The organism is Salmonella sp. SG203, from assembly GCF_013350575.1.
Lineage (GTDB): Bacteria > Pseudomonadota > Gammaproteobacteria > Enterobacterales > Enterobacteriaceae > Salmonella > Salmonella enterica.
The window spans coordinates 67,710-89,864 of the sequence record NZ_SNMT01000019.1 but is presented as its reverse complement, the minus strand read 5'-3'; the positions used below and the strand labels follow the sequence as shown (position 1 = coordinate 89,864).

General features: G+C 52.2%; 20 protein-coding genes. 4 read left to right on the top strand and 16 right to left on the bottom strand.

Annotated features, from left to right (window positions below; all coding sequences use genetic code 11):
- Positions 1-217: 217 nt before the first annotated feature.
- Genes hemG through pepQ form a run of 4 tightly spaced genes read right to left on the bottom strand, consistent with a single transcriptional unit; the run spans position 218 to position 4,210 of the window.
- The gene (hemG, locus tag HV477_RS21380) at positions 218-763 is read right to left on the bottom strand and encodes a menaquinone-dependent protoporphyrinogen IX dehydrogenase (protein WP_000853982.1); all 546 of its coding nucleotides are present in this window, start codon (positions 761-763) and stop codon (positions 218-220) included.
- An 11-nt stretch (positions 764-774) separates the two neighbouring features.
- Positions 775-2,226: a Trk system potassium transporter TrkH gene (gene trkH, locus HV477_RS21375; protein ID WP_000545688.1), complete on the bottom strand. Its 1,452-nt coding sequence runs from the start codon at positions 2,224-2,226 to the stop codon at positions 775-777.
- A gap of 38 nt (positions 2,227-2,264) precedes the next feature.
- Positions 2,265-2,879 (bottom strand): IMPACT family protein, encoded by a 615-nt coding sequence (locus tag HV477_RS21370; RefSeq protein WP_175065368.1) that lies wholly within the window; start codon positions 2,877-2,879, stop codon positions 2,265-2,267.
- Positions 2,879-4,210, bottom strand: coding sequence for a Xaa-Pro dipeptidase (gene pepQ, locus HV477_RS21365; protein ID WP_000444529.1), 1,332 nt, complete (start codon positions 4,208-4,210; stop codon positions 2,879-2,881). The genes HV477_RS21370 and pepQ overlap by 1 nt, the downstream gene beginning before the upstream one ends.
- A gap of 189 nt (positions 4,211-4,399) precedes the next feature.
- On the opposite strand from pepQ, the gene fadB reads away from it, so the two are divergent.
- The gene (fadB, locus tag HV477_RS21360) at positions 4,400-6,589 is read left to right on the top strand and encodes a fatty acid oxidation complex subunit alpha FadB (RefSeq protein WP_000966001.1); all 2,190 of its coding nucleotides are present in this window, start codon (positions 4,400-4,402) and stop codon (positions 6,587-6,589) included.
- Between the two features lie 9 nt (positions 6,590-6,598).
- On the top strand, positions 6,599-7,762 hold the full coding sequence (gene fadA / locus HV477_RS21355; RefSeq protein ID WP_000438778.1) for an acetyl-CoA C-acyltransferase FadA: 1,164 nt from the start codon (positions 6,599-6,601) through the stop codon (positions 7,760-7,762).
- A gap of 196 nt (positions 7,763-7,958) precedes the next feature.
- Here the strand turns inward: fadA and HV477_RS21350 are convergent, their stop codons facing one another.
- The 3 genes from HV477_RS21350 to ubiD form a co-directional block, all read right to left on the bottom strand.
- Positions 7,959-9,782, bottom strand: coding sequence for an aryl-sulfate sulfotransferase (locus HV477_RS21350; protein ID WP_000669887.1), 1,824 nt, complete (start codon positions 9,780-9,782; stop codon positions 7,959-7,961).
- Between the two features lie 253 nt (positions 9,783-10,035).
- Positions 10,036-10,737 carry an NAD(P)H-flavin reductase gene (gene fre, locus HV477_RS21345; protein ID WP_000209831.1) on the bottom strand — a complete coding sequence of 234 codons (702 nt, stop codon included), beginning with the start codon at positions 10,735-10,737 and terminating at the stop codon, positions 10,036-10,038.
- Between the two features lie 85 nt (positions 10,738-10,822).
- Entirely contained in the window at positions 10,823-12,301 is a 1,479-nt protein-coding gene (gene ubiD, locus HV477_RS21340; RefSeq protein WP_000339760.1) for a 4-hydroxy-3-polyprenylbenzoate decarboxylase, read from the bottom strand.
- 185 nt (positions 12,302-12,486) lie between these two features.
- Here ubiD and rfaH point away from each other — a divergent pair, with 185 nt between their 5' ends.
- A complete protein-coding gene (gene rfaH / locus HV477_RS21335; RefSeq protein WP_001192410.1) occupies positions 12,487-12,975 on the top strand; it encodes a transcription/translation regulatory transformer protein RfaH in 489 nt (162 codons plus the stop codon).
- A 7-nt stretch (positions 12,976-12,982) separates the two neighbouring features.
- Here rfaH and tatD read toward each other — a convergent pair whose 3' ends face one another.
- From tatD to udp, 9 genes are all read right to left on the bottom strand, one after another.
- Entirely contained in the window at positions 12,983-13,765 is a 783-nt protein-coding gene (gene tatD, locus HV477_RS21330; protein WP_000459637.1) for a 3'-5' ssDNA/RNA exonuclease TatD, read from the bottom strand.
- 41 nt (positions 13,766-13,806) lie between these two features.
- On the bottom strand, positions 13,807-14,586 hold the full coding sequence (gene tatC, locus HV477_RS21325) for a Sec-independent protein translocase subunit TatC (RefSeq protein WP_000257554.1): 780 nt from the start codon (positions 14,584-14,586) through the stop codon (positions 13,807-13,809).
- A 2-nt stretch (positions 14,587-14,588) separates the two neighbouring features.
- Positions 14,589-15,137 (bottom strand): Sec-independent protein translocase protein TatB, encoded by a 549-nt coding sequence (tatB, locus tag HV477_RS21320; protein ID WP_000459612.1) that lies wholly within the window; start codon positions 15,135-15,137, stop codon positions 14,589-14,591.
- Between the two features lie 3 nt (positions 15,138-15,140).
- Positions 15,141-15,395, bottom strand: a complete 255-nt coding sequence (tatA, locus tag HV477_RS21315) for a Sec-independent protein translocase subunit TatA (protein ID WP_000508972.1) — start codon at positions 15,393-15,395, stop codon at positions 15,141-15,143.
- Between the two features lie 205 nt (positions 15,396-15,600).
- Positions 15,601-17,241 (bottom strand): ubiquinone biosynthesis regulatory protein kinase UbiB, encoded by a 1,641-nt coding sequence (gene ubiB / locus HV477_RS21310; RefSeq protein WP_000187559.1) that lies wholly within the window; start codon positions 17,239-17,241, stop codon positions 15,601-15,603.
- Positions 17,238-17,843, bottom strand: coding sequence for a ubiquinone biosynthesis protein UbiJ (gene ubiJ / locus HV477_RS21305; RefSeq protein ID WP_001116092.1), 606 nt, complete (start codon positions 17,841-17,843; stop codon positions 17,238-17,240). The genes ubiB and ubiJ overlap by 4 nt, the downstream gene beginning before the upstream one ends.
- A 9-nt stretch (positions 17,844-17,852) precedes the next feature.
- Positions 17,853-18,608, bottom strand: coding sequence for a bifunctional demethylmenaquinone methyltransferase/2-methoxy-6-polyprenyl-1,4-benzoquinol methylase UbiE (gene ubiE, locus HV477_RS21300; RefSeq protein WP_000229009.1), 756 nt, complete (start codon positions 18,606-18,608; stop codon positions 17,853-17,855).
- Between the two features lie 95 nt (positions 18,609-18,703).
- Complete coding sequence (rmuC, locus tag HV477_RS21295; protein ID WP_000355562.1) at positions 18,704-20,134, bottom strand: DNA recombination protein RmuC; 1,431 nt, start codon at positions 20,132-20,134, stop codon at positions 18,704-18,706.
- 139 nt (positions 20,135-20,273) lie between these two features.
- Entirely contained in the window at positions 20,274-21,035 is a 762-nt protein-coding gene (udp, locus tag HV477_RS21290; protein ID WP_000045169.1) for a uridine phosphorylase, read from the bottom strand.
- Positions 21,036-21,293: 258 nt separating this feature from the next.
- On the opposite strand from udp, the gene HV477_RS21285 reads away from it, so the two are divergent.
- Positions 21,294-22,106, top strand: a complete 813-nt coding sequence (locus tag HV477_RS21285; protein ID WP_000213959.1) for a dienelactone hydrolase family protein — start codon at positions 21,294-21,296, stop codon at positions 22,104-22,106.
- Positions 22,107-22,155: the final 49 nt, after the last annotated feature.

Here is a 22,155-nt window from a genome sequence, read left to right as displayed (position 1 = left end):
TCTCAGCGGCGCGGGGTGTGCATATTACGCTTTCCCGCTTCAGAGTCAAGCGTTTATTTTCGCTTTTCTCCGTGAGGTTCTGGTCTGAACCCCGCTGACCCGGCGGCCTGTGTGCCGTTGTTCCGTGTCAGTGGTGGCGCATTATAGGGAGTTATTTCTGCCTGACAAGAGGAAATTTAAAATAATTTTCTGAGTGCGCACTTTTTATTCTTTGCGTTTATTTTGCCGACGATTTGTTGGTTAAATGGGCTATTTCACGGGCAAAGTGCGCAACTTGCTCCCAGTCGGTGTACACCACTTCTTTACTGGTATCCGTTTCGCCGCCCGACATCTTCATAATAAGCTTGATCATCAGACGGTCATACCAGCGATAGCGGGGATAGCGAAGCGCGCCTGCAATGACGGCACAGTAGTCAGGTCGCCACGGAGAGCTCATTAAAAACTTACGCGCGTAGCTGTTAGTCTGCGGCGTCCGTTTTTCAGCTTTACGCGCCACCAGGTTAACGGAATAAAAGGCGCTCGGCATTCCGTTCAACCGCGTGGCATATTTCTTAACAAACTCCTGAAAGGCGCTGTGGTAATGACCATAACGAATAGATGCGCCAATCACTACGCGATCATAGCTATCCCAGTCCGGCTCTTCTGCGCGATGCAGATTAACGACATCGGCCCAGATCCCCATCTCTTTGAGTTCAGAAGCCAGATAAGAGGCAATTTCGCGCGTTTGTCCGTCCCGGGTAGAGAAAAGAATCAATGTTTTCACGTGTTACTCCATTATTCACGCCAGAAAGTCGGGGTAAAAAGTACCAGCAAAGTGAATACTTCCAGACGACCAAATAGCATGTTGGCGATGAGTATCCATTTCGCAACCGGATTCATACTGGCGAAGTTATCAGCAACCACCCCCAGCCCCGGTCCCAGGTTATTAAGCGTAGCCACTACCGAGGCGAAAGCCGAGAAATCATCTACGCCTGTAGCGATAATGGCCAGCATACTGACGATAAATACCAGCGCGTAGGCAGAAAAGAATCCCCAGACGGCTTCCAGAATACGTTCTGGCAGCGCCCGGTTCCCCAGCTTAATACTGTAAACGGCATTCGGATGCACCAGACGTTTGAGTTCGCGGTTCCCCTGTTTAAACAACAACAGAATACGGATGACCTTTAACCCCCCGCCCGTTGACCCGGCGCAACCGCCAATAAACGCGGAACATAGCAGCAAGACGGGCAAAAACAACGGCCAGCGCGCAATGCTGTCCGTGGTAAACCCTGCCGTTGTCGCCATCGACACAACCTGGAAGAACGCCTGATTTAGCGTTGTCAGCGCCGAGTCGTAGATATTATGGAACCACAGTACCAGCGTGCAGATCACCACCAGCGTCAACTGTACGCCGATGAACATGCGGAATTCCGGATCGCGCCAGTATACTTTCAGGCTACGTCCGCTTAATAAAGAGAAATGCAGGCCATAGTTACAACCGGAGATCAGCAGGAAAATAGCGATGATGGTATTAATAGTGGGACTATCAAAATAGCCTACGCTGGCGTCATGCGTTGAGAAGCCGCCGATAGCGATAGTGGAGAAGCTGTGTCCGATAGCGTCAAACGCGGGCATCCCTGCAAACCATAGCGCCAGCGCGCAGGCTACCGTTAGCAAGACATAGATAAGCCACAGCGTTTTCGCCGTCTCGGCAATACGCGGGCGCATTTTGTTATCTTTCAGCGGCCCCGGCATTTCCGCCCGATAGAGCTGCATCCCCCCGACGCCGAGGATAGGGAGAATCGCCACCGCCAGCACAATGATCCCCATACCGCCAAACCATTGCAGCATCTGACGATAAAAGAGAATGGCGTGCGGTAATGAATCCAGCCCCACCAGCGTAGTGGCGCCCGTGGTGGTTAACCCGGAGAACGATTCAAAAAAAGCATCGGTAATGGTGAGGTTTGGGCTTTCCGAGAAAATAAACGGCAGCGCACCCACGCTGCCCAGCACGGTCCAGAACAGCACCACGATAAGAAATCCTTCGCGGGATTTCAGCTCGCCCTTTTCCCTACGGTTTGGCCACCACAGTATGGAACCGATCGCCAGCGCGACAAAAAAGGTCTGCGTGAACGCTCTTCCTGCGCCATCACGATATATTAGCGCTACCAGTCCCGGGAGAATCATTGTCCCCGAAAATAAGATAACCAGTAGTCCAACGATTCGGGTAATGGCGCGAAAATGCATCTCTGCCGCTTCCTTTATTCTTAAAAATGAGGTGGGGATTATTCTTCAATCGCTAACAATTGCAATGAACCACGGCTAAAATCCGCCAGTTTTGTGGAAAATGCATTCACATGAGCAAAAGGAAGCGCCACCCTGAGCCGAACAGACGCCTGATAATCGCTGGAAACGATCTTCCCGGCAAACTGTCCTAATAATGCTTCGATTCCGGCCAACTGACCGTACTCACACTGCAAAGTATATTCGGTTAATGGCGTCTTGCGTTGTGTGGCAAGCTGACGTAATGCCTGATTCACACCGCCGCCATAGGCTTTTACCAGCCCGCCCGTACCCAGCAGAATACCACCATAGTAGCGCACGACGACGGCAGTAATCTCTCCGACGCCGCTACCCATCAATTGCGCAAGCATCGGCTTGCCTGCCGTTCCCGCCGGTTCGCCGTCGTCTGAAAAGCCCAGTTGCTGTGAGTCGTCCGGCGCACCCGCCACCCACGCCACACAATGGTGGCGCGCATCAGAGTGCTCAGCTCTGACTGACTCAACAAACGCTTTCGCCGCGTCTACGCCATCGGTATGCGCCAATAGCGTAATAAAGCGGCTTTTTTTGATCTCTTCAACAACGGTGACCGGCGCTGCAGGGATTAACCAACTGTCCATTACGCCAGTTTTAAATCCCGCGTCATGTTTTCCACGCCGTTTTCGTGGATGACCACGTTATCTTCAATGCGAATACCGCCAAAAGGCTTGAGCGCTTCAATTTTCTGCCAGTTGAAGTGCTTGCTGAACGGCCCTTCGCGCCACGGCGCTAACAGCGATTCGATGAAGTAAATCCCCGGTTCGATGGTCAACACCATTCGCGGCTGTAACACACGCGTGCAGCGCAGATACGGGTATTTGGACGGCGCGGCGAGATGCGTACCGGAATCATCCTGCATAAACCCGGCCACATCGTGTACCTGCAGACCCAACGGATGACCAATACCGTGCGGCATAAACGGCCCGGTGAGATCATTTTCCACCATCGCCTCTTCACTCATGTCGGTAATGATTTGATGTTTACGCAGCAGCTTCGCGATGCGCTGATGGAACTGAATATGATAATCCACATAGCTGACGCCCGCCTTCATGGTAGCGATCAGCGCCAACTGTTCGTCGTTAACATCTTTCACCAGGTGGGCGTAGTCGTTATCGCTTTTCGCCGACCAGGTTCGCGTCAGATCCGCCGCGTAGCCATTGTATTCCGCGCCCGCATCCAGCAGGAAACTGCGCATTTCAGACGGTGCCTGATGATCCAGTTTCGTGTAATGCAGCACGGCGGCATGTTCGTTCAGCGCCACAATGTTGCTGTATGGAACATCGGTATCGCGATGTCCCGTGGCGGTCAGGTACGCCAGGTTGATGTCAAACTCGCTCATGCCGGAACGGAAGGCCTCTTCCGCCGCCCGATGACCGCTCACCGCCATTTTCTGCGCTTCGCGCATACAGGCCAGTTCATAATCCGTTTTATAGGCGCGGTAGTAATGCAGATAGTCGATAACACCTTTCGGGTTGATGTTGCTGGCAGCGATATCCAATTGTAGCGCGCGCTCAGGAACCGGGCCGATATAGCCGATATTGCCACGCGCGGCAGGCAGTTGGCTGCCGATGCCATCCGCTTTCGGTAAGGCGACGACCTCGACTTCTTCTGTCCAGAAGGACGTTGGCAGCGGTTCAACGTTATGCCAGTAATCGACCGGCAGATAAAACCACAATTTGGGTTTGTTGACGCCATCGACCAGCAGCCAGCAATTTGGAACCTGAGTTACCGGCACCCACGCTTTAAACTGTGGATTGACCTTAAACGGATAAGGGTGATCGTCGAGAAAGACGTTGAAAAGCTCGCCGGAATGAATAAGTAACGCATCCAGCTTAAAGCGCGCCAGAACATCGCGCGTCCGTTCTTGTAAGGTAACAATATGATTTTTATAGAGCGCGGCCAGTGATTCCATTTTTTACCCTTCTGTTTTTTTGACCTCAAGTTCCCGCATCTTAGCACATCGCCCCACGAGAGCGTGATCTCTGCCGAGCGTGATCACATCGGCATTTCTTTAATCATTTATTTGCATTTTTTTAACACAAAATACACACTTCGCTTCATCTGGTACGACCAGATCACCTTGTGGATTCAGGAGACTGACATGCTTTATAAAGGCGACACCCTGTACCTCGACTGGCTGGAAGATGGCATCGCCGAACTGGTGTTCGATGCTCCAGGCTCGGTCAATAAACTCGACACCGCAACCGTCGCCAGCCTCGGCCAGGCGCTTGAGGTGCTGGAAAAGCAACACGATTTAAAAGGGCTGCTGCTGCGCTCTAATAAAGCGGCCTTTATTGTCGGCGCGGACATCACCGAATTTCTTTCACTGTTCCTCGTCCCCGAAGAGCAGTTAAGCCAATGGCTGCATTTCGCTAATAGCGTCTTTAACCGTCTGGAAGATTTACCCGTACCGACCCTTGCCGCCGTAAACGGCTATGCGTTGGGCGGCGGGTGCGAATGCGTGCTGGCCACCGATTACCGTCTGGCGACGCCAGACCTCCGTATCGGTCTGCCGGAAACTAAACTGGGCATCATGCCGGGTTTCGGCGGCTCCGTTCGTCTGCCGCGTATGCTGGGCGCAGACAGCGCGCTGGAGATTATCGCGGCAGGTAAAGATGTCGGTGCTGAGCACGCGCTGAAAATCGGCCTTGTGGACGGCGTGGTCAAACAAGAGAAGCTAATTGAAGGCGCGATAGCGGTGTTACGCCAGGCCATTACCGGCGATCTCGACTGGAGAGCTAAACGCCAGCCGAAACTGGAACCGTTGAAACTCAGTAAGATTGAAGCGGCGATGAGCTTTACCATCGCTAAAGGCATGGTCGCACAAACGGCGGGTAAACATTATCCGGCGCCGATGACCGCAGTGAAAACCATTGAAGCCGCCGCGCGTTTTGGTCGTGAAGAAGCGCTGAATCTGGAAAATAAAAGCTTTGTTCCGCTGGCGCATACCAATGAGGCTCGTGCGCTGGTCGGTATCTTTCTCAACGATCAATATGTAAAAGGTAAAGCCAAAAAGCTGACCAAAGATATTGAGACGCCGAAACAGGCAGCCGTACTGGGCGCGGGTATTATGGGCGGCGGTATCGCTTACCAGTCGGCCTGGAAAGGCGTACCGGTCATCATGAAAGATATCAACGATAAATCGTTGAACCTCGGCATGACCGAAGCGGCCAAGCTGCTGAACAAACAGCTGGAGCGCGGCAAGATCGACGGTCTGAAGCTGGCGGGCGTCATTTCGACCATCCACCCGACTCTCGATTATGCCGGTTTCGATCGCGTAGATGTTGTTGTCGAAGCGGTAGTCGAAAATCCGAAAGTCAAAAAAGCGGTACTGGCGGAAACCGAGCAGAAAGTGCGCCCGGAAACCGTGCTGGCCTCAAATACCTCCACCATCCCGATTGGCGAACTGGCAAGCGCCCTGGAACGTCCGGAAAACTTTTGCGGAATGCACTTCTTCAACCCGGTACACCGGATGCCGCTGGTTGAAATCATTCGCGGCGAGAAGAGTTCAGACGAAACCATTGCCAAAGTCGTCGCCTGGGCAAGCAAAATGGGCAAGACGCCGATTGTAGTCAACGACTGCCCCGGCTTCTTTGTTAACCGCGTGCTGTTCCCCTATTTCGCCGGTTTCAGTCAACTGCTGCGCGACGGCGCGGATTTCCGCAAGGTCGATAAAGTGATGGAAAAACAGTTCGGCTGGCCGATGGGCCCGGCCTATCTGCTGGATGTTGTCGGCATTGATACCGCGCATCACGCGCAGGCGGTAATGGCGGCAGGCTTCCCGCAACGGATGCAGAAAGAGTATCGCGACGCGATCGACGCATTGTTTGACGCCAGCCGTTTTGGGCAAAAAAACGGTCTGGGCTTCTGGCGCTATAAAGAAGACAGCAAGGGTAAGCCGAAGAAAGAAGAAGATGCCGCGGTGGATGACCTGCTGGCAAGCGTCAGCCAGCCGAAACGCGACTTCAGCGACGACGAGATAATCGCCCGTATGATGATACCGATGATTAACGAAGTGGTTCGCTGTCTGGAAGAAGGCATTATCGCAAGCCCGGCGGAAGCCGATATGGCGCTGGTCTACGGCCTGGGCTTCCCTCCGTTCCACGGCGGCGCATTCCGCTGGCTGGATACACAGGGCAGCGCGAAATATCTTGATATGGCGCAGCAGTATCAACACCTCGGCCCGCTGTATGAGGTGCCGGAAGGGCTGCGTAATAAAGCGCGCCATAACGAACCGTATTATCCCCCGGTTGAACCAGCCCGTCCGGTTGGTTCTCTGAAAACGGCTTAAGGAGTCACAATGGAACAGGTTGTCATTGTCGATGCTATTCGCACCCCGATGGGCCGTTCGAAGGGCGGCGCGTTTCGCAACGTGCGGGCGGAAGATCTCTCCGCCCACTTAATGCGTAGCCTGCTGGCGCGTAATCCGTCGCTTACAGCGGCCACCCTCGATGATATTTACTGGGGCTGCGTACAACAAACGCTGGAGCAAGGCTTCAACATTGCCCGTAACGCCGCGCTGCTGGCAGAAATTCCCCATTCGGTACCGGCGGTCACCGTCAACCGTCTGTGTGGTTCCTCGATGCAGGCGTTACACGATGCAGCGCGAATGATCATGACCGGCGATGCGCAGGTTTGTCTGGTTGGCGGCGTGGAGCATATGGGGCACGTGCCGATGAGTCACGGCGTGGATTTTCACCCGGGTCTGAGTCGCAACGTCGCCAAAGCGGCAGGGATGATGGGGCTAACGGCGGAAATGCTCTCCCGCCTGCACGGCATTAGCCGGGAAATGCAGGACCAGTTCGCCGCGCGTTCTCATGCTCGCGCCTGGGCCGCCACGCAGTCTGGCGCATTCAAAACGGAGATTATCCCGACTGGCGGTCATGATGCAGACGGCGTGTTGAAGCAGTTTAACTACGATGAAGTGATCCGCCCGGAAACCACGGTCGAAGCGCTATCAACGCTGCGTCCGGCATTTGATCCGGTTAGTGGCACGGTCACGGCGGGCACCTCATCCGCGCTTTCCGATGGCGCAGCCGCCATGCTGGTAATGAGCGAAAGTCGTGCCCGTGAGCTGGGTCTGAAACCTCGCGCCCGTATTCGCTCAATGGCAGTGGTGGGTTGTGATCCGTCAATTATGGGTTACGGGCCGGTTCCGGCGTCAAAACTGGCGTTGAAAAAAGCGGGACTGTCAGCCAGCGATATCGATGTGTTTGAGATGAACGAAGCGTTTGCCGCACAGATCCTGCCATGCATTAAGGATCTGGGATTGATGGAGCAGATAGACGAGAAGATCAACCTCAACGGCGGCGCGATCGCGCTTGGTCATCCGCTCGGCTGCTCCGGAGCACGTATCAGCACCACGCTTATCAACCTGATGGAGCGCAAAGACGCGCAGTTTGGTCTGGCGACGATGTGTATTGGTCTGGGTCAGGGCATCGCCACGGTGTTTGAGCGGGTTTAATCAAAGATAATATCCCCTAAATAACTCGCATTGCAGCGCAGCGGCAACTGAGCGAATCCCCGGGCACATAGATAACTATGTGCCCGGGGTGAGCAAAGGCAGCCAACAAAGAGGCTGCGCGAATTATGACGGGAAACAGTTTAGTTGCCGTTTTTCCCGCCCGTCAGGGGCGGGTTTTTTCACCGTATGGCCCGCTCTACTCAGTAAGCGCTTTGGTCAGGCTAAATGGCATAGCCTGATATCCACGCGCACCATGTATTTGCATTTCAACCGCAGGCTCTTTTTCTCCCCATTTGAACTCTTCCAGATACGGATTAGGCAAGCTGGTAAATGCGCCTACCGATAAATCAAACGCACCACCTGCTGTTGCGGAATACACGAACACAGAATTCTTGTCAGTCTGGTACTCGGTGATAGAGGTTACCGGGCTAAACCACTCGTTCCCGCGCTCTTTACCGTATTGCCAGATCTGTTGGACTGTCTTGTTTTTCTGGTCGATTTTGTAAATCACGGAGCGGCTGTATTTCATACTCTGCATAGCAGGCTGTTCTAAGCCGCGGCCATCGCCATTGTCGAAAGCGGAAAGGTATAAGATATCGCCTTTACTCTTACTATCAATTTTAAAGGCCGTATGTTGCGTCCATGTCCAGTCGAAGTCACCCTCGCAGCCACTGTCCTGGCAGGCGATTTTTTGGCCTTTGCTATCCACAGGCGTCAGAATTGCGGCATTAAATGGCGCTTTCCAGCCAGCAGGCGTACCCAGTATCCACTTCACTTTCTTATCGCGGCCGATTTTGATAATCGCACTCTGGTGGCGGGAGCTGATGATGATGGAATCATCTTCACTGTCATAGTCGACGCTGTTGACATGCGCCCAGTTGCGGCCAGCCCCACTACCCACGATATCCCCGAATTTGTCGGAGGAGTCCAGCGCCGCCAGATCTTCTTCGCTCAACGTATGGCCGGACTGGCTGGCGTCGATATTCAGGCACACAGCGCCCTGATCGAGGGTTTTCATTATCACATCACGATAAGGATCGAGGATATCAAACAGACGCCATTCATCCACTACCACGCCGTTCTGATCAACTTCGGCAATCACATCACGCACGGTACGAACATTTTTCCCATCAGGACGTTTATAGTTAGAGCTGGCTACACGCAGGAAGTAGTGACCGTTGGCCGCGTTATCCATTGAGTGTGAAAAATCGTTATAATTATCCGGCAGGCGGCGGTTAAAGATTTCACGCCCCATGATATCGTATTTCACATAACGCTGACCGTAGCCCCACGATAGTGCGCCATCCTGGTTTTGTTTAAAGCCCATCATAACGCCAGCACGATAAATTGACTTTAAATCATAAATTGAACTTGGATTCATAAACCAACGAATATCACCGGAGGTGTCGATAATAGCGTTAGCTGTAGTGAAGTTCCATTCTAATGCACCCCCAGTAGGGTTGTTCCAGACAGTACGCGTTCCATTCCCAGACTTATCTTTCGTATTATTCAAAAGATACAAGCGATCTTTAAATTCTGGGGAAACCTTTTTAACATCGATAGTAAAGAGTGCTGATTGTTCTTCTTTTGTACCCGCTGATTCAATATAGGCAGGCGGTGCATACATTTTATAGCTTTCTTTTATATTTTCGGTTTTACTACCCTGGATTCTTGTATATTCAACTTCAACGGTATTGACATAATCCGGGTAAAGACCAAAGACGGGAATACCGCCATACGTTAAAAGGTATTTATTATTAACTTTATACGCGATCTCCTGGCCATTTTCTTTGGGGACAATCCGTACATGCACGTCACGTAACTGGTAACCGCCATTACGAATAACGGCGGTTAGCGGCGCGATATCATAGGGGTTCATAACAACTTCGCCAATTTTTCCCTGGACCTGATAGTCCACTTTAGCGCCGCTGGCGCCGCCGATGGCGAAAGCAGTAGAAGGTACTGATGACAAAATTGCAACAGATAATGCGAGAGAAGTTAAAGCATATTTAAATTTCATAACACTCTCCATCTTATAAATAAATAACTAACTTTCCATTTTATGTTTCTTTTATAAAAATAAATGAAGCATATATAATTAACTATTTTTATTGATAGCCTCAGGACATAATATTACTTAATTTATTACACGCAATACAAAGCCTGTAGATATTCAATATCATAACGTTTTATAGTTGACGATTAATTAATATTTAAGAGGACTTTTAGGTAGGCTAACGTAAAAAGGGACGCTACTGCGTCCCATAAAATAGTTAAATAAATGCGAACGCATCGCCAAACAGACGATCTTCCCGCGCGTTACGCTCATGACAGAACAGATCGCGGGCGATTTTCGCCATCTCAAAACGTCCGGCAATATAAATATCGTGCCCCGCCAGCGTACCATAATCCTGCAATACCGCCGTAAGTACCGTTCCTGTACGTCCACGCCAGCCTTCTTCCGGCTGCTCGACAACAGGTTCAATACGCAAATTCGGATGGTTAACAGAGAGTGCTTCCAGCTCAGAGAGATCATAGAGGTGCTTTTCTTCGCGACCGCCCCAGTAAATGGTAACATCGCGGGCCGGGTTGCGCGCTAACGCCGTCAACAGGATGGAGCGCACATAAGAAAAGCCCGTACCGCCCGCGATCAGAATCAACGGACGCTCTTCATCGTCACGTAGCCAGGCGTCGCCATGCGGAATATCGACGACGATTTCCCGGTCTTTCAGAATCCGATCCATGACCGCCATCGCATACAGATTGAGCTCGGAGGCGCCAATGTGTAATTCAATAAACCCTTTCTCGTCCGGCGTTGAAGCCATCGAAAACGGGCGTTTGTCACGCTCGTCCATTACGACCATCAAATACTGACCAGCGCGGAATGAAAACGCCGCGTCCGGCACTAAACGAACCCGATATACGGTATCGGTGATAGCTTCTACCGAGGTCACTTTACAGCTTAAGGTTGTCATGCGCTCCCTCTGTCGGGTGTCGGGTCAATACCGACATTTTTCAAGCCGAGTCGCCGCAGCCTGAAATGTCGATGTCCGCTTTCAGTTATTTAAAGATAGCCAGCTCATCCCAAATCGCATCAATACGCGCGGTAACTTCAGGATCTTTAACAATAGGACGACCCCACTCGCGTTGGGTTTCGCCCGGCCATTTGTTTGTGGCATCCAGCCCCATTTTTGAACCCAGCCCGGAGACCGGCGAGGCAAAATCCAGGTAGTCAATCGGCGTATTTTCAACCAGCACCGTATCCCGCGCAGGGTCCATACGGGTGGTAATCGCCCAGATCACATCATTCCAGTCGCGTGCGTTAACGTCATCATCGCAAACGATAACAAACTTCGTATACATAAACTGGCGCAAAAACGACCAGACGCCCATCATGACGCGTTTCGCATGACCAGCGTACTGCTTTTTCATCGTCACTACCGCCAGGCGGTAAGAACACCCTTCCGGCGGCAGATAAAAGTCGACGATTTCCGGAAACTGTTTTTGCAGAATAGGCACGAAGACTTCATTGAGCGCCACCCCTAATACCGCAGGCTCATCGGGCGGACGCCCGGTATAGGTGGAGTGATAGATGGCATCCTCACGCTGCGTAATATGCGTGACGGTAAAGACCGGAAAGTTATCCACTTCATTATAATAGCCCGTATGATCGCCATACGGTCCTTCCGGCGCCATCTCTCCCGGCTCAATGTAACCTTCAAGGATAATCTCGGCGCTGGCAGGCACTTCCAGATCGTTAGAAAGGCATTTAACCACTTCAGTTTTCGTGCCGCGCAGCAGGCCCGCAAAGGCATACTCCGACAGAGTATCGGGAACAGGAGTCACGGCGCCAAGTATCGTCGCCGGATCGGCGCCCAATGCGACGGAGACCGGGAAACGTTCACCCGGACGCGCGGCTAACCACTCCTGAAAATCCAGAGCGCCGCCGCGGTGAGACAGCCAGCGCATAATCAGCTTATTTTTACCTATCAACTGCTGACGATAAATGCCCAGGTTTTGCCGTTCTTTGTGCGGGCCACGCGTTACCGTCAGTCCCCAGGTAATCAGCGGCGCGGCGTCGTCCGGCCAACAGGTCATGACTGGAAGACGCGTTAAATCGACATCATCGCCAGACGCGATTTTCTGCTGGCAAGGCGCGCCGCGTAACCGTTTCGTCGGCATATTCAGCACTTGCTTAAACTGCGGCAGCTTGTCAAACAGATCGCGAAAGCCTTTCGGCGGCTCAGGTTCTTTCAGAAACGCTAATAATTTACCCACTTCCCGTAAGGCGGAAACATCATCCTGCCCCATGCCCATCGCCACGCGTTTTGGCGTGCCAAAAAGGTTGCACAGCACCGGCATGGCGTAACCTTTAGGATTTTCAAACAGCAACGCCGGTCCACCGGCACGCAGCGTGCGGTCAGCGATTTCCGTGATTTCCAGATGAGGATCCACAGGTAGCGTGATGCGTTTTAGTTCCCCCTGCTGCTCAAGTAGCGTCAGGAAGTCGCGTAAATCGTGATATTTCATGGCGTCCATTGTAGCCTCTTGGTAAGCGCATCATTATACGGCGTTCATCATCGGGATGCTGTATTTTTGTTAAATTAGCGTGAACTCTGGCAACCAACGCTAATCCAGATACGGCTTAAAGGATGAAGTGTATAATTAACTTCGCGCATGGCTTTTGCTATGCTTGCGCCCCGAACAAGCGGATAAGAGTCATTATGCAATCCTGGTATTTACTGTACTGCAAACGCGGGCAACTTCAGCGTGCTCAGGAACACCTCGAAAGACAAGCGGTAAGTTGCCTGACACCGATGATCACCCTGGAAAAAATGGTACGCGGAAAACGTACCTCCGTCAGCGAACCGCTCTTTCCTAATTATCTGTTCGTTGAATTTGATCCGGAAGTGATACATACCACCACAATCAACGCCACGCGCGGCGTCAGCCATTTTGTGCGCTTTGGCGCGCATCCTGCGATCGTGCCTTCCAGCGTTATTCATCAGCTTTCTATCTACAAGCCCGAAGGCGTTGTCGATCCTGAAACCCCCTATCCCGGCGATAGCGTCATCATCACGGAAGGCGCATTTGAAGGGCTGAAAGCGATTTTTACCGAACCGGATGGCGAAACGCGTTCGATGTTACTGCTTAATTTACTCAATAAAGAAGTGAAGCAGAGCGTAAAAAACACCGGTTTTCGCAAGATTTAGCGATCGTTCAGAATACGACCTCAAATAAGGTTCTGGCGTTGGCATCTGTCATCGCCGCTAACCATTGCGGATCTTCACCACGCCATAGCGCTATGCGCTCTAGGATGTGAGGCAGATACGCGGGCTCGTTGCGTCGTGACGTTGGTTTCGGCGTAAGATCGCGAGGCAACAGATACGGCGCGTCGGTTTCTATCAGTAGCTTTTCCGCTGGAATAAACGGTAAGAGTTCACGTAGCTCAAGCCCGCGTCGTTCGTCGCAAACCCACCCGGTAATACCGATATAGAGCCCTCTGTCCACACAGGCCTGCATTTGCTGGCGTGAACCGGTAAAGCAGTGCAGTATTGCACCCGGAAGACTATCCAGCCAGGGATCAAGCAATGCCAGAAATCGCTCATGCGCGTCCCGGCAGTGCATAAAAATTGGCATCTGCAATTCGGCGGCAATTTGTAGCTGCGCCTGAAAGGCACGCTCCTGCTCCTGCGGCGTGGAAAAATTGCGATTGAAATCCAGCCCGCACTCACCGATAGCGACGACTTCCGGCTGGTTCGCCAGCGCAATAATGGCGTCTTCAGACGCGGGTGACCACTGACTGCTGTCATGGGGATGGACGCCAGCCGTCGACCAACAATGGGGGTAGCGCCGCGCCAGTTTTAACGCCTGCTGACTTTCATGGATGTTCGTTCCGGTCAGTAGCATACCTTTTACTCCCGCCGCAAACGCACGGGCGACCACATCATCACGATCTTTTGCAAACTGGCTACTGGTTAAATTAACGCCAATATCAAACATGCTTGCCCCCATATGACAACCGCCCTGGCGGGCGGTTGTGTTTAGTCTTCAGTGTGCTCGGCCTTTTCGGTTTCGGCCTCGTTATCTTCGTCGCGCGTCCGTCGCTTACCGACATAAAAGCGTGAGCAGAAAACGCCAATTTCAAACAGGCAGTACATCGGTATCGCCAGCAACGTTTGCGAGAAAACATCTGGCGGCGTAAGCAGCATTCCCACAATGAATGCCCCGACCAGGATATAAGGCCGTTTTTTACGCAAATCTTCTGGCGTGGTGATGCCCATCCAGCACAGCAACACAATCGCCACCGGCACTTCAAAGGCTACGCCAAAGGCCATAAAAAGCGCCATGACAAAGCTAAGATAGCTGGCGATATCTGTCGAAACCTGTACCCCTTCCGGCGCCGTATGCGTCAGGAAACCAAAGGCCAAAGGGAATACGACAAAATAGGCGAAGGCCATACCAATGTAGAAAAGCAGCGAGCTGGATACCAGCAACGGTACGACCAGACGACGCTCATGCTTATACAGCGCCGGGGCGATAAAGGCCCAAACCTGGTACAAAATGACAGGCGCGGATAAGATCAAAGACACCATGAAGGTGAGTTTGATAGGCGTAAAAAACGGCGACGCCACATCCGTCGCAATCATTGTCGCCCCTTGCGGCATCTGTTTAATCAGCGGTGCGGCGACTAAATGATAAATATCATTGGCGAAATAAATTAACGCCAGAAAAATCAGAAGCACTGCGACGATGCAGTTTAGCAGGCGCTTACGCAACTCGATCAGATGCGTGATAAGCGGTTGAGTATCTTCTACAGCCATGTTTAAGGTTTATCACTCGACGAGGGGGAAGATTCGACAACAGGCGCAGCGGATTTCTTCTCGGCGTCTATCGTGGCTACGGAAGCGGTTTCCGTCGACTCAGGCACGTTAGCTTTAACGGGCTCCGGCTTTTGTTCCGGCGCGCTCGCCTGTGTTTCAGCGGCGGCAGGGGTGACGCCCTCATGCTGCGTTTCGTTCCCTTTTACCACCGGATTATGGATGGTATGCGCTTCATCGCTCGCTTGTTCGGGATCGTTAGCGCTGTAGGTGCGTTTCATCGACTCCGCCGCCTGACGCAGTTCATCCATAGATGCTTTCAGTTCGGGGGTCAGATTTTCCAGGCTCGCCTTTTCGACTTTTTTCAGACTGTCCTGGAACTCCTGAAGTTTCAGTTCCTGAGTCAGTTCATTCTGAACCGTTGTCGCAAGGGACCGCAACGCGCGAATCCAGCCCGCTACCGTTTTTACCGCTACTGGCAATCGTTGCGGCCCCAACACAATGAGGCCGATAACGAACACTAACAGCAGTTCGCTAAAACCGATATCAAACACGGATTATACCTGCTCTTTATCTTGGCTTTTAGCGTCTTCCTTTTTCGCTTCGCCTTGCTTATCCGCGATAGATTTAGCGGTAAAATCAGCGTCCTGACTGGTTTTATCCTGTTTGGCATCATCATCGCTCATGGCCTTTTTAAAGCCTTTGATAGACGCGCCAAGATCGGAACCGATGGAACCGAGTTTTTTGGTGCCGAACAGCAGTACGACGATGACGGCAACAATCAACAACTGCCAAATACTGATACCACCCATACATGTTCCTCTGTGATAGATGATGAATTAATAGGGCCGCATTATACACATTATCCTTCGCGCTGCCTCTTTGTTAGCCGCTTTCGCCCGCCCTATTCACATACTTTTACATACGACCGGGACGACATTGACTTGCGGCCTGAGTATTGCCTCGAGTGATAATATGTACCTGCGTGACACAACCGGCGTTGAGCGATAAAAAATCTCAACGAGTTTTACGCCAGCCAACCAGCCAGACAACTACGCCGCCGACCATGAGCCAGCCAGGCATCAATCCCCATTCAGGGCGGTTGACGAGTAAGAATGACCCGCTCAGTAACAGCGTTGCGCCAATTCCCAATAAATAACGAGACTGACTTTGGCGCACATGGTTTACCTGTAACTCGCGCGCAATCTTATCAACACTGTGCTGTAAATATTTGCCCTGGCGCAAACTGTCGTACACCAGTTCAGGTATTTCTGGCATTTTTTCGACCCAGAACGGCGCTTTTTCTTTAAGAGCCCGCGTGAGAGCCGGAATACCCACCTGATCTTTGATCCAGGACTCAAGAAACGGCTTCGCCGTTTTCCACAAATCAAGCTGAGGATAAAGTTGCCGCCCAACCCCTTCAACATACAATAATGTTTTCTGCAACAACACCAGTTGCGGCTGGACTTCCATGTTAAATCGACGCGCTGTATTGAAAAGGTTTAACAACACATGACCAAACGAGATTTCCGCGAGCGGCTTTTCAAAAATAGGTTCACAGACGGTGCGGATGGCAAACTCAAAATCTTCAACGTTGGTATCTGGCGGAACCCAACCTGAATCGACATGCAGCTCCGCCACCTTTCGGTAATCGCGATTAAAGAACGCGATAAAGTTTTCAGCCAGATAACGCTTATCTTCTTTGTTTAGCGACCCGACGATACCGCAGTCAATGCCGATATATTGCGGATTTTCAGGGTGTTCATGACTGACAAAAATATTTCCCGGATGCATGTCCGCATGGAAAAAGCTGTCGCGGAAAACCTGGGTGAAGAAAACTTTAACCCCGCGTTCCGCCAGCAGTTTCATGTTGGTGCCGTTCTTTTCCAGCGCCGCCACATCCGAAACCGGAATGCCGTATATCCGCTCCATCACCATCATGTTCTGGCTACAGTAATCGGAGTACACCTCCGGGATATACAGCATGGGACTATTTTCAAAATTGCGGCGTAACTGAATCGCGTTGGCCGATTCCCGCAGCAGATTCAGCTCATCGATCAGCGTTTTCTCATACTCACGCACCACTTCCGTCGGGCGCAGACGACGCCCATCCGGCAACAGGCGTGGTACCCAGCGAGCAAGGCGATAAATCAGTTTCAGGTCTGCCTGAATTACCGGCAAAATATCCGGGCGAATGACCTTAATAACCACTTCTTTACCGTTTGATTTCAATCGCGCGGTATGTACCTGGGCGATTGACGCCGACGCTAAAGGCTGGATATCAAAGTCGTCAAACCAGGCTTCGACAGGTAGCCCCCCCATCGCCTCTTCAATCTGGGCTTTCGCCAGCCGACCATCGAATGGCGCGACTTTATCCTGGAGCAAAGCGAGCTGATCGGCGATTTGCGGCGGGAACAGGTCACGGCGCGTGGAGAGCATCTGACCAAATTTGATCCAGACCGGTCCCAGCTCTTGCAACGCCAGTCTTAATCGTTCACCCAGCAATTTATCTTTATGCCGGTTTGGCATCCAGAACAGCGAATAGCGCCATAATCGGAGTGGCAATGTAAGACGCATTCGGGGGATGAGTTCATCAAGGCCGTAGCTTAAAAACGTGCGGATGATGAAATATAGGCGCCGTACTTCACCTGGCGTCATTTGGCCTCCAGTTTTTCCAGCCGTGTGGTCAGAGCATCTACGGCGCGCTCAACAGCCGCGGTTTCTTCGGCAAACCATGCGACTTCCAGCGGGCCAGGCGCCATACGCCACTCTTCAGTGATCGCTTCAGCGGCATAACGCTGCTGACGTTGAAACCCGTGGCGCAGGAATTTAGCCCCGCCACGCACGACCTTACCGATACTTTCCGCCGCAATATCACCCGTGTATGGCGCCAACAGCTCCGCAGGATCGAATTCGGCGAGATCGGCGAGCGCCACAAAATTTTGCACGACCTGAATATCGCCCTGCACTTCCAGTTCGCCGCTGCGAATAAGCGCGGCCAGCTGCTGACGATCGCGTAGTTTTGGCAAAACGCTAGCTTGAGTGATTACCGTACAGTCCGCTTCGCCTTCCCATGCCCCCAGCACATCAACCTGGCGTTCGCTGAATACCAGGACTAATGGCGTCGAAAATCCCTTTAGTTTCACACACAGTACTTTTCCCTGTAAGCGCGTTCTGGCTGATTTCAGCGCTGGCGAACGATACAGAAACGTATTGAGGAGACCTTCAATTCCTGCGGTCACTAAGGGTTTAAAAGGCATTCCACCCTCCTAGAATTTATAACCACGGTGCAATGCCACAACACCCGCCGTCAGATTGTAATAATCCACGCTCTCAAATCCGGCGTCCTGCATCATGGCTTTTAAGGTATCCTGATCGGGATGCATACGGATGGATTCCGCGAGATACCGATAGCTATCCGCATCGTTTGCGACCATCGAGCCAATACGCGGTAAAATATGGAAAGAATAGGCGTCATACGCTTTACTCAGCGGCTCAATGATAGGCTTGGAAAATTCAAGCACCAGTAAACGTCCGCCGGGTTTCAACACACGGAACATTGACCGCAGCGCTTTTTCTTTTTCCGTTACATTGCGCAAACCAAACGAAATGGTAATGCAATCAAACGTATTATCAGGGAAAGGCAGAGCTTCGGCATTCGCCTGCACATACTCTACGTTGCCGATCACGCCGATATTGCGCAGCTTCTCACGCCCCATTTTGAGCATGGAATCATTAATATCCGCCAGGATAACTTTGCCAGTTTCCCCGACCATACGTGAAAATTTCGCGGTAAGATCGCCCGTCCCGCCCGCTAAATCGAGAACGGTTTGTCCACGACGCACGCCACTGCAATCAATGGTGAAGCGCTTCCACAAACGATGAATGCCAAATGACATTAAGTCATTCATCACATCGTACTTTGACGCCACAGAATGAAAAACGTGGGCCACCATGTCAGCTTTCTGCTCTTTAGCGACGGTCTGAAAGCCAAAGTGCGTCGTTTCTTGTGAATCTTCCACCATCTCAGTGCCTGCTTATCGATAAAAATGTTCAAGAAGTGTAACAGATTGGGCCAATTTGCCCTACTCTGCGCCAGGACTAAACTACTCCGTATGGGTTAACTTAACTGCTGCTTCACCCGTTCATCATTGGGATAATGTTCATCCTGCCGCCCTTCAGGGATCGATCGTAAACGATATTCTTCATCTTGCGTAACGGCCTGTTCCGCTAAATCCGGATTAATCTCGCGTTTGATTTCCACGCCTAGCCCCCGGAAGGCCTCCGCCTGCGCCAAAACGTTGCCACGCCCCGACGCAAGTTTTTTCATCGCCTGGCGGTAGTTATCCTGCGCTTTATCCAGACTCTGACCGATCGCTGACATATCATCAACGAACAACCGCATTTTATCGTAGAGCTTACTGGCTCTGTCTGCGATGTGCTGCGCATTGCGGCTCTGGTGTTCATAGCGCCACAGGTTGGCGATTGTCCGTAACGCCACCAGCAGCGTCGTGGGGCTTACCAGCATAATGTTATTTTTCAGCGCCTCGGTTATCAGTTCGGGCTGTTTATCTAACGCCAGCAGGAAAGCGGGTTCTACGGGGATAAACATCAGAACATAGTCCAGCGAGCGGAGGCCGGGAAGCTGCTGGTAGTCTTTACGCCCCAGTAAGCGAATATGATTGCGCACCGAGGCGATGTGCTCTTGTAAAGCGGCCTCGCGCGTATAGTCATCTTCAGCGTTAAAGTAACGCTCGTAGGCGACCAACGTCATTTTAGCGTCGATGACCACATCTTTGCCCTGCGGCAAGCGGACGATGACATCCGGCTGCATCCGCGAGCGCGCATCGTTCTCAATACTGACCTGGGTTTCGTATTCGTAGCCTTCACGCAGTCCGGATGCCTCCAGTACCCGCGCCAGCACAACTTCGCCCCAGTTTCCTTGCGCCTTATTGTCCCCTTTCAGGGCGCGCGTCAGGTTGATCGCTTCCTGCGCCATTTGCGCGTTAAGCTGCTGCAAATTACGAATTTCGTGCGCCAGCGTATGCCGCTCCTGCGCTTCTTTGCCAAAACTCTCCTGAACCTGGCGGCGAAAACCGTCCAGTTGCTCACGCAGCGGCGTCAGCAGGCTATTCAGGCTTTGTCGGTTTTGTTCGTCTACGCGACGATTACTGTGTTCAAAGATACGGTTCGCCAGATTTTCAAACTGCTCGCTTAAACGCTGTTCGCTGTTGATCATCTGACGGATTTTGTCTTCCGCGTGTTGTTGAGTCGCTTCCAGACGGGTCGTGACTTCACGCAGATCGGCTTCCAGAGAGGTATTAATACTGTGCAGGCTACGCAGTTCGTTATTAAGTAACTCGCATTCACTGCGCCAGTGCGCTTCTTGCGCTAATTGCTGCCGGGCCGCGCTAAGTTCGATATCCAGCTCACGCCGTTCTTCGATAAGATCGGCGCGGATTTGATCGGCGTGCGCTTTCGTCGCCAGCCAGCCAATCACCGCCCCAGCCGCCAGCGCCACGACGGCGCTTATCATAAGAGTAATATCCACAACACCTCTCCTGGAACCACACTGTCCTGCACAAAATAGAATTGTGCTGTATAAACGTCCAGTTTAAAAGGGATTTCCTGCGAGGCGCCACGCAAAAAGAAAAGGCCGAACGCGTCGGCCTTTGCAAAAGAGAGGAGAATTACAGCAGACGACGGGCCGCTTCCACGACGATTTTCACCGCGTGGCTTTCAGTTTGTTTCATCGTTTCCGCATTCGGAATCTCTTGTTGGGTACGGTTAACGATAACGCCCGCCACCATACCTGCGCGTAAACCCTGGCTTGCGCACATGGTTAACAGCGTAGCGGATTCCATTTCGTAGTTCATCACGCCCATCGCCTGCCACTCTTCCATAGAACCTTTGAAGCGACGCACAACGCGGCCAGAATAGGTGTCGTAACGTTCCTGACCCGGATAGAAAGTGTCGGAAGAGGCGGTTACGCCAACGTGAGTCGTGGCGCCAATCGATTTCGCGGCTTCAACCAGCGCAGTGGTGCAGGCAAAGTCGGCAACCGCCGGGAATTCCATCGGCGCAAAATGCAGGCTTGCCCCATCCAGACGTACGGATGCGGTCGTTACCAGAACGTCGCCGACGTTAATGTGCGGCTGAATAGCCCCCGTGGTGCCGATACGCAAGAAGGTACGAATACCCAGTTGCGCCAGTTCTTCCACGGCAATAGAGGTAGACGGGCCGCCGATACCGGTAGAGCAAACGATAACTGCTTTACCATCCAGCTCAGCGCGCCAGGAGGTGAATTCGCGGTGAGATGCCAGCTTAACCGGCTTATCCATCAGCGCGGCGATCTTTTCCACACGCTCAGGATCGCCAGGGACGATGGCGAGCTGGGCCCCTTGTAAATCGTTTTTGGTGAGGCCGAGATGAAAAACATCAGACTTGGACATATAAAACTCCTCTGTGAATCGGGTTTGTCAGAAGAAGCAAAAAGACACTTTACCTAAGGCATAAAGATATTTTCGTGACAGCCATCACTATGACGTAAAACAATTGCACTCGTTTACCATTAAAAAGTGATGTGCATCACAATAAATAATCAATATCGCCAGGCATTGCACAAAAGATAGCCGCTTTAAGGCAATGTGGTTTGTTACACACTGTCTATAGTTAAGATTGCGCTATTTTTTAAGGGTACGGAGAATACCATGACAACGACACATCCATCCGGCTTTGCACCTGCAGCTTCCCCACTTGCCCCTACGATGATTCATACGCCTGATGGGGCCATTAGCGCGGGGATAACGTCGATTCCCTCTCAGGGCGACGATATGCCAGCCTATTACGCCAGACCAAAGGCAAGCGACGGCGCATTGCCTGTGGTCATTGTGGTACAGGAAATTTTTGGCGTACATGAACACATTCGCGATATTTGCCGACGACTGGCGCTGGAAGGCTATCTCGCTATCGCGCCGGAGCTCTATTTCCGCGAAGGCGACCCCAATGATTTCGCCGATATACCCACATTATTGAGCGGGCTGGTGGCTAAAGTACCGGATTCGCAAGTTCTTGCCGACCTGGATCACGTCGCCAGTTGGGCTTCGCGCAACGGCGGGGATGCGCATCGGCTAATGATCACCGGTTTTTGTTGGGGAGGCCGAATTACCTGGCTGTACGCCGCGCACAACCCACAGTTAAAAGCAGCGGTAGCGTGGTACGGCAAGCTGGTGGGCGACACGTCACTCAATTCGCCGAAGCATCCCGTTGATATCGCCACCGATCTTAACGCGCCGGTACTGGGTTTATACGGCGGACAGGATACCAGTATTCCACAGGAGAGCGTGGAAACCATGCGTCAGGCGCTACGCGCCGCTAATGCGAAGGCGGAAATCGTGGTCTATCCCGATGCAGGGCACGCGTTTAATGCCGATTATCGTCCGGGCTACCACGAAGCCTCAGCGAAAGACGGCTGGCAAAGAATGCTGGAATGGTTCGCGCAGTACGGTGGGAAAAAAGGCTAACCACAGCGCATTACGATGTTTGTTGGGCCTACGAGACCGGAGTCGGTGT

Excerpts from the sequence above, each read along its gene's own strand:
- udp (WP_000045169.1), bottom strand. The coding sequence starts at position 21,035 with ATGTCCAAGTCTGATGTTTTTCATCTCGGCCTCACCAAAAACGATTTA.
- tatD (WP_000459637.1), bottom strand. The coding sequence starts at position 13,765 with ATGTTTGATATTGGCGTTAATTTAACCAGTAGCCAGTTTGCAAAAGAT.
- tatA (WP_000508972.1), bottom strand. The coding sequence starts at position 15,395 with ATGGGTGGTATCAGTATTTGGCAGTTGTTGATTGTTGCCGTCATCGTC.
- ubiB (WP_000187559.1), bottom strand. The coding sequence starts at position 17,241 with ATGACGCCAGGTGAAGTACGGCGCCTATATTTCATCATCCGCACGTTT.
- ubiD (WP_000339760.1), bottom strand. The coding sequence starts at position 12,301 with ATGGACGCCATGAAATATCACGATTTACGCGACTTCCTGACGCTACTT.
- pepQ (WP_000444529.1), bottom strand. The coding sequence starts at position 4,210 with ATGGAATCACTGGCCGCGCTCTATAAAAATCATATTGTTACCTTACAA.
- HV477_RS21370 (WP_175065368.1), bottom strand. The coding sequence starts at position 2,879 with ATGGACAGTTGGTTAATCCCTGCAGCGCCGGTCACCGTTGTTGAAGAG.
- fadA (WP_000438778.1), top strand. The coding sequence starts at position 6,599 with ATGGAACAGGTTGTCATTGTCGATGCTATTCGCACCCCGATGGGCCGT.
- fre (WP_000209831.1), bottom strand. The coding sequence starts at position 10,737 with ATGACAACCTTAAGCTGTAAAGTGACCTCGGTAGAAGCTATCACCGAT.
- fadB (WP_000966001.1), top strand. The coding sequence starts at position 4,400 with ATGCTTTATAAAGGCGACACCCTGTACCTCGACTGGCTGGAAGATGGC.
- HV477_RS21350 (WP_000669887.1), bottom strand. The coding sequence starts at position 9,782 with ATGAAATTTAAATATGCTTTAACTTCTCTCGCATTATCTGTTGCAATT.
- tatC (WP_000257554.1), bottom strand. The coding sequence starts at position 14,586 with ATGGCTGTAGAAGATACTCAACCGCTTATCACGCATCTGATCGAGTTG.
- rfaH (WP_001192410.1), top strand. The coding sequence starts at position 12,487 with ATGCAATCCTGGTATTTACTGTACTGCAAACGCGGGCAACTTCAGCGT.
- HV477_RS21285 (WP_000213959.1), top strand. The coding sequence starts at position 21,294 with ATGACAACGACACATCCATCCGGCTTTGCACCTGCAGCTTCCCCACTT.
- ubiJ (WP_001116092.1), bottom strand. The coding sequence starts at position 17,843 with ATGCCTTTTAAACCCTTAGTGACCGCAGGAATTGAAGGTCTCCTCAAT.
- ubiE (WP_000229009.1), bottom strand. The coding sequence starts at position 18,608 with ATGGTGGAAGATTCACAAGAAACGACGCACTTTGGCTTTCAGACCGTC.
- trkH (WP_000545688.1), bottom strand. The coding sequence starts at position 2,226 with ATGCATTTTCGCGCCATTACCCGAATCGTTGGACTACTGGTTATCTTA.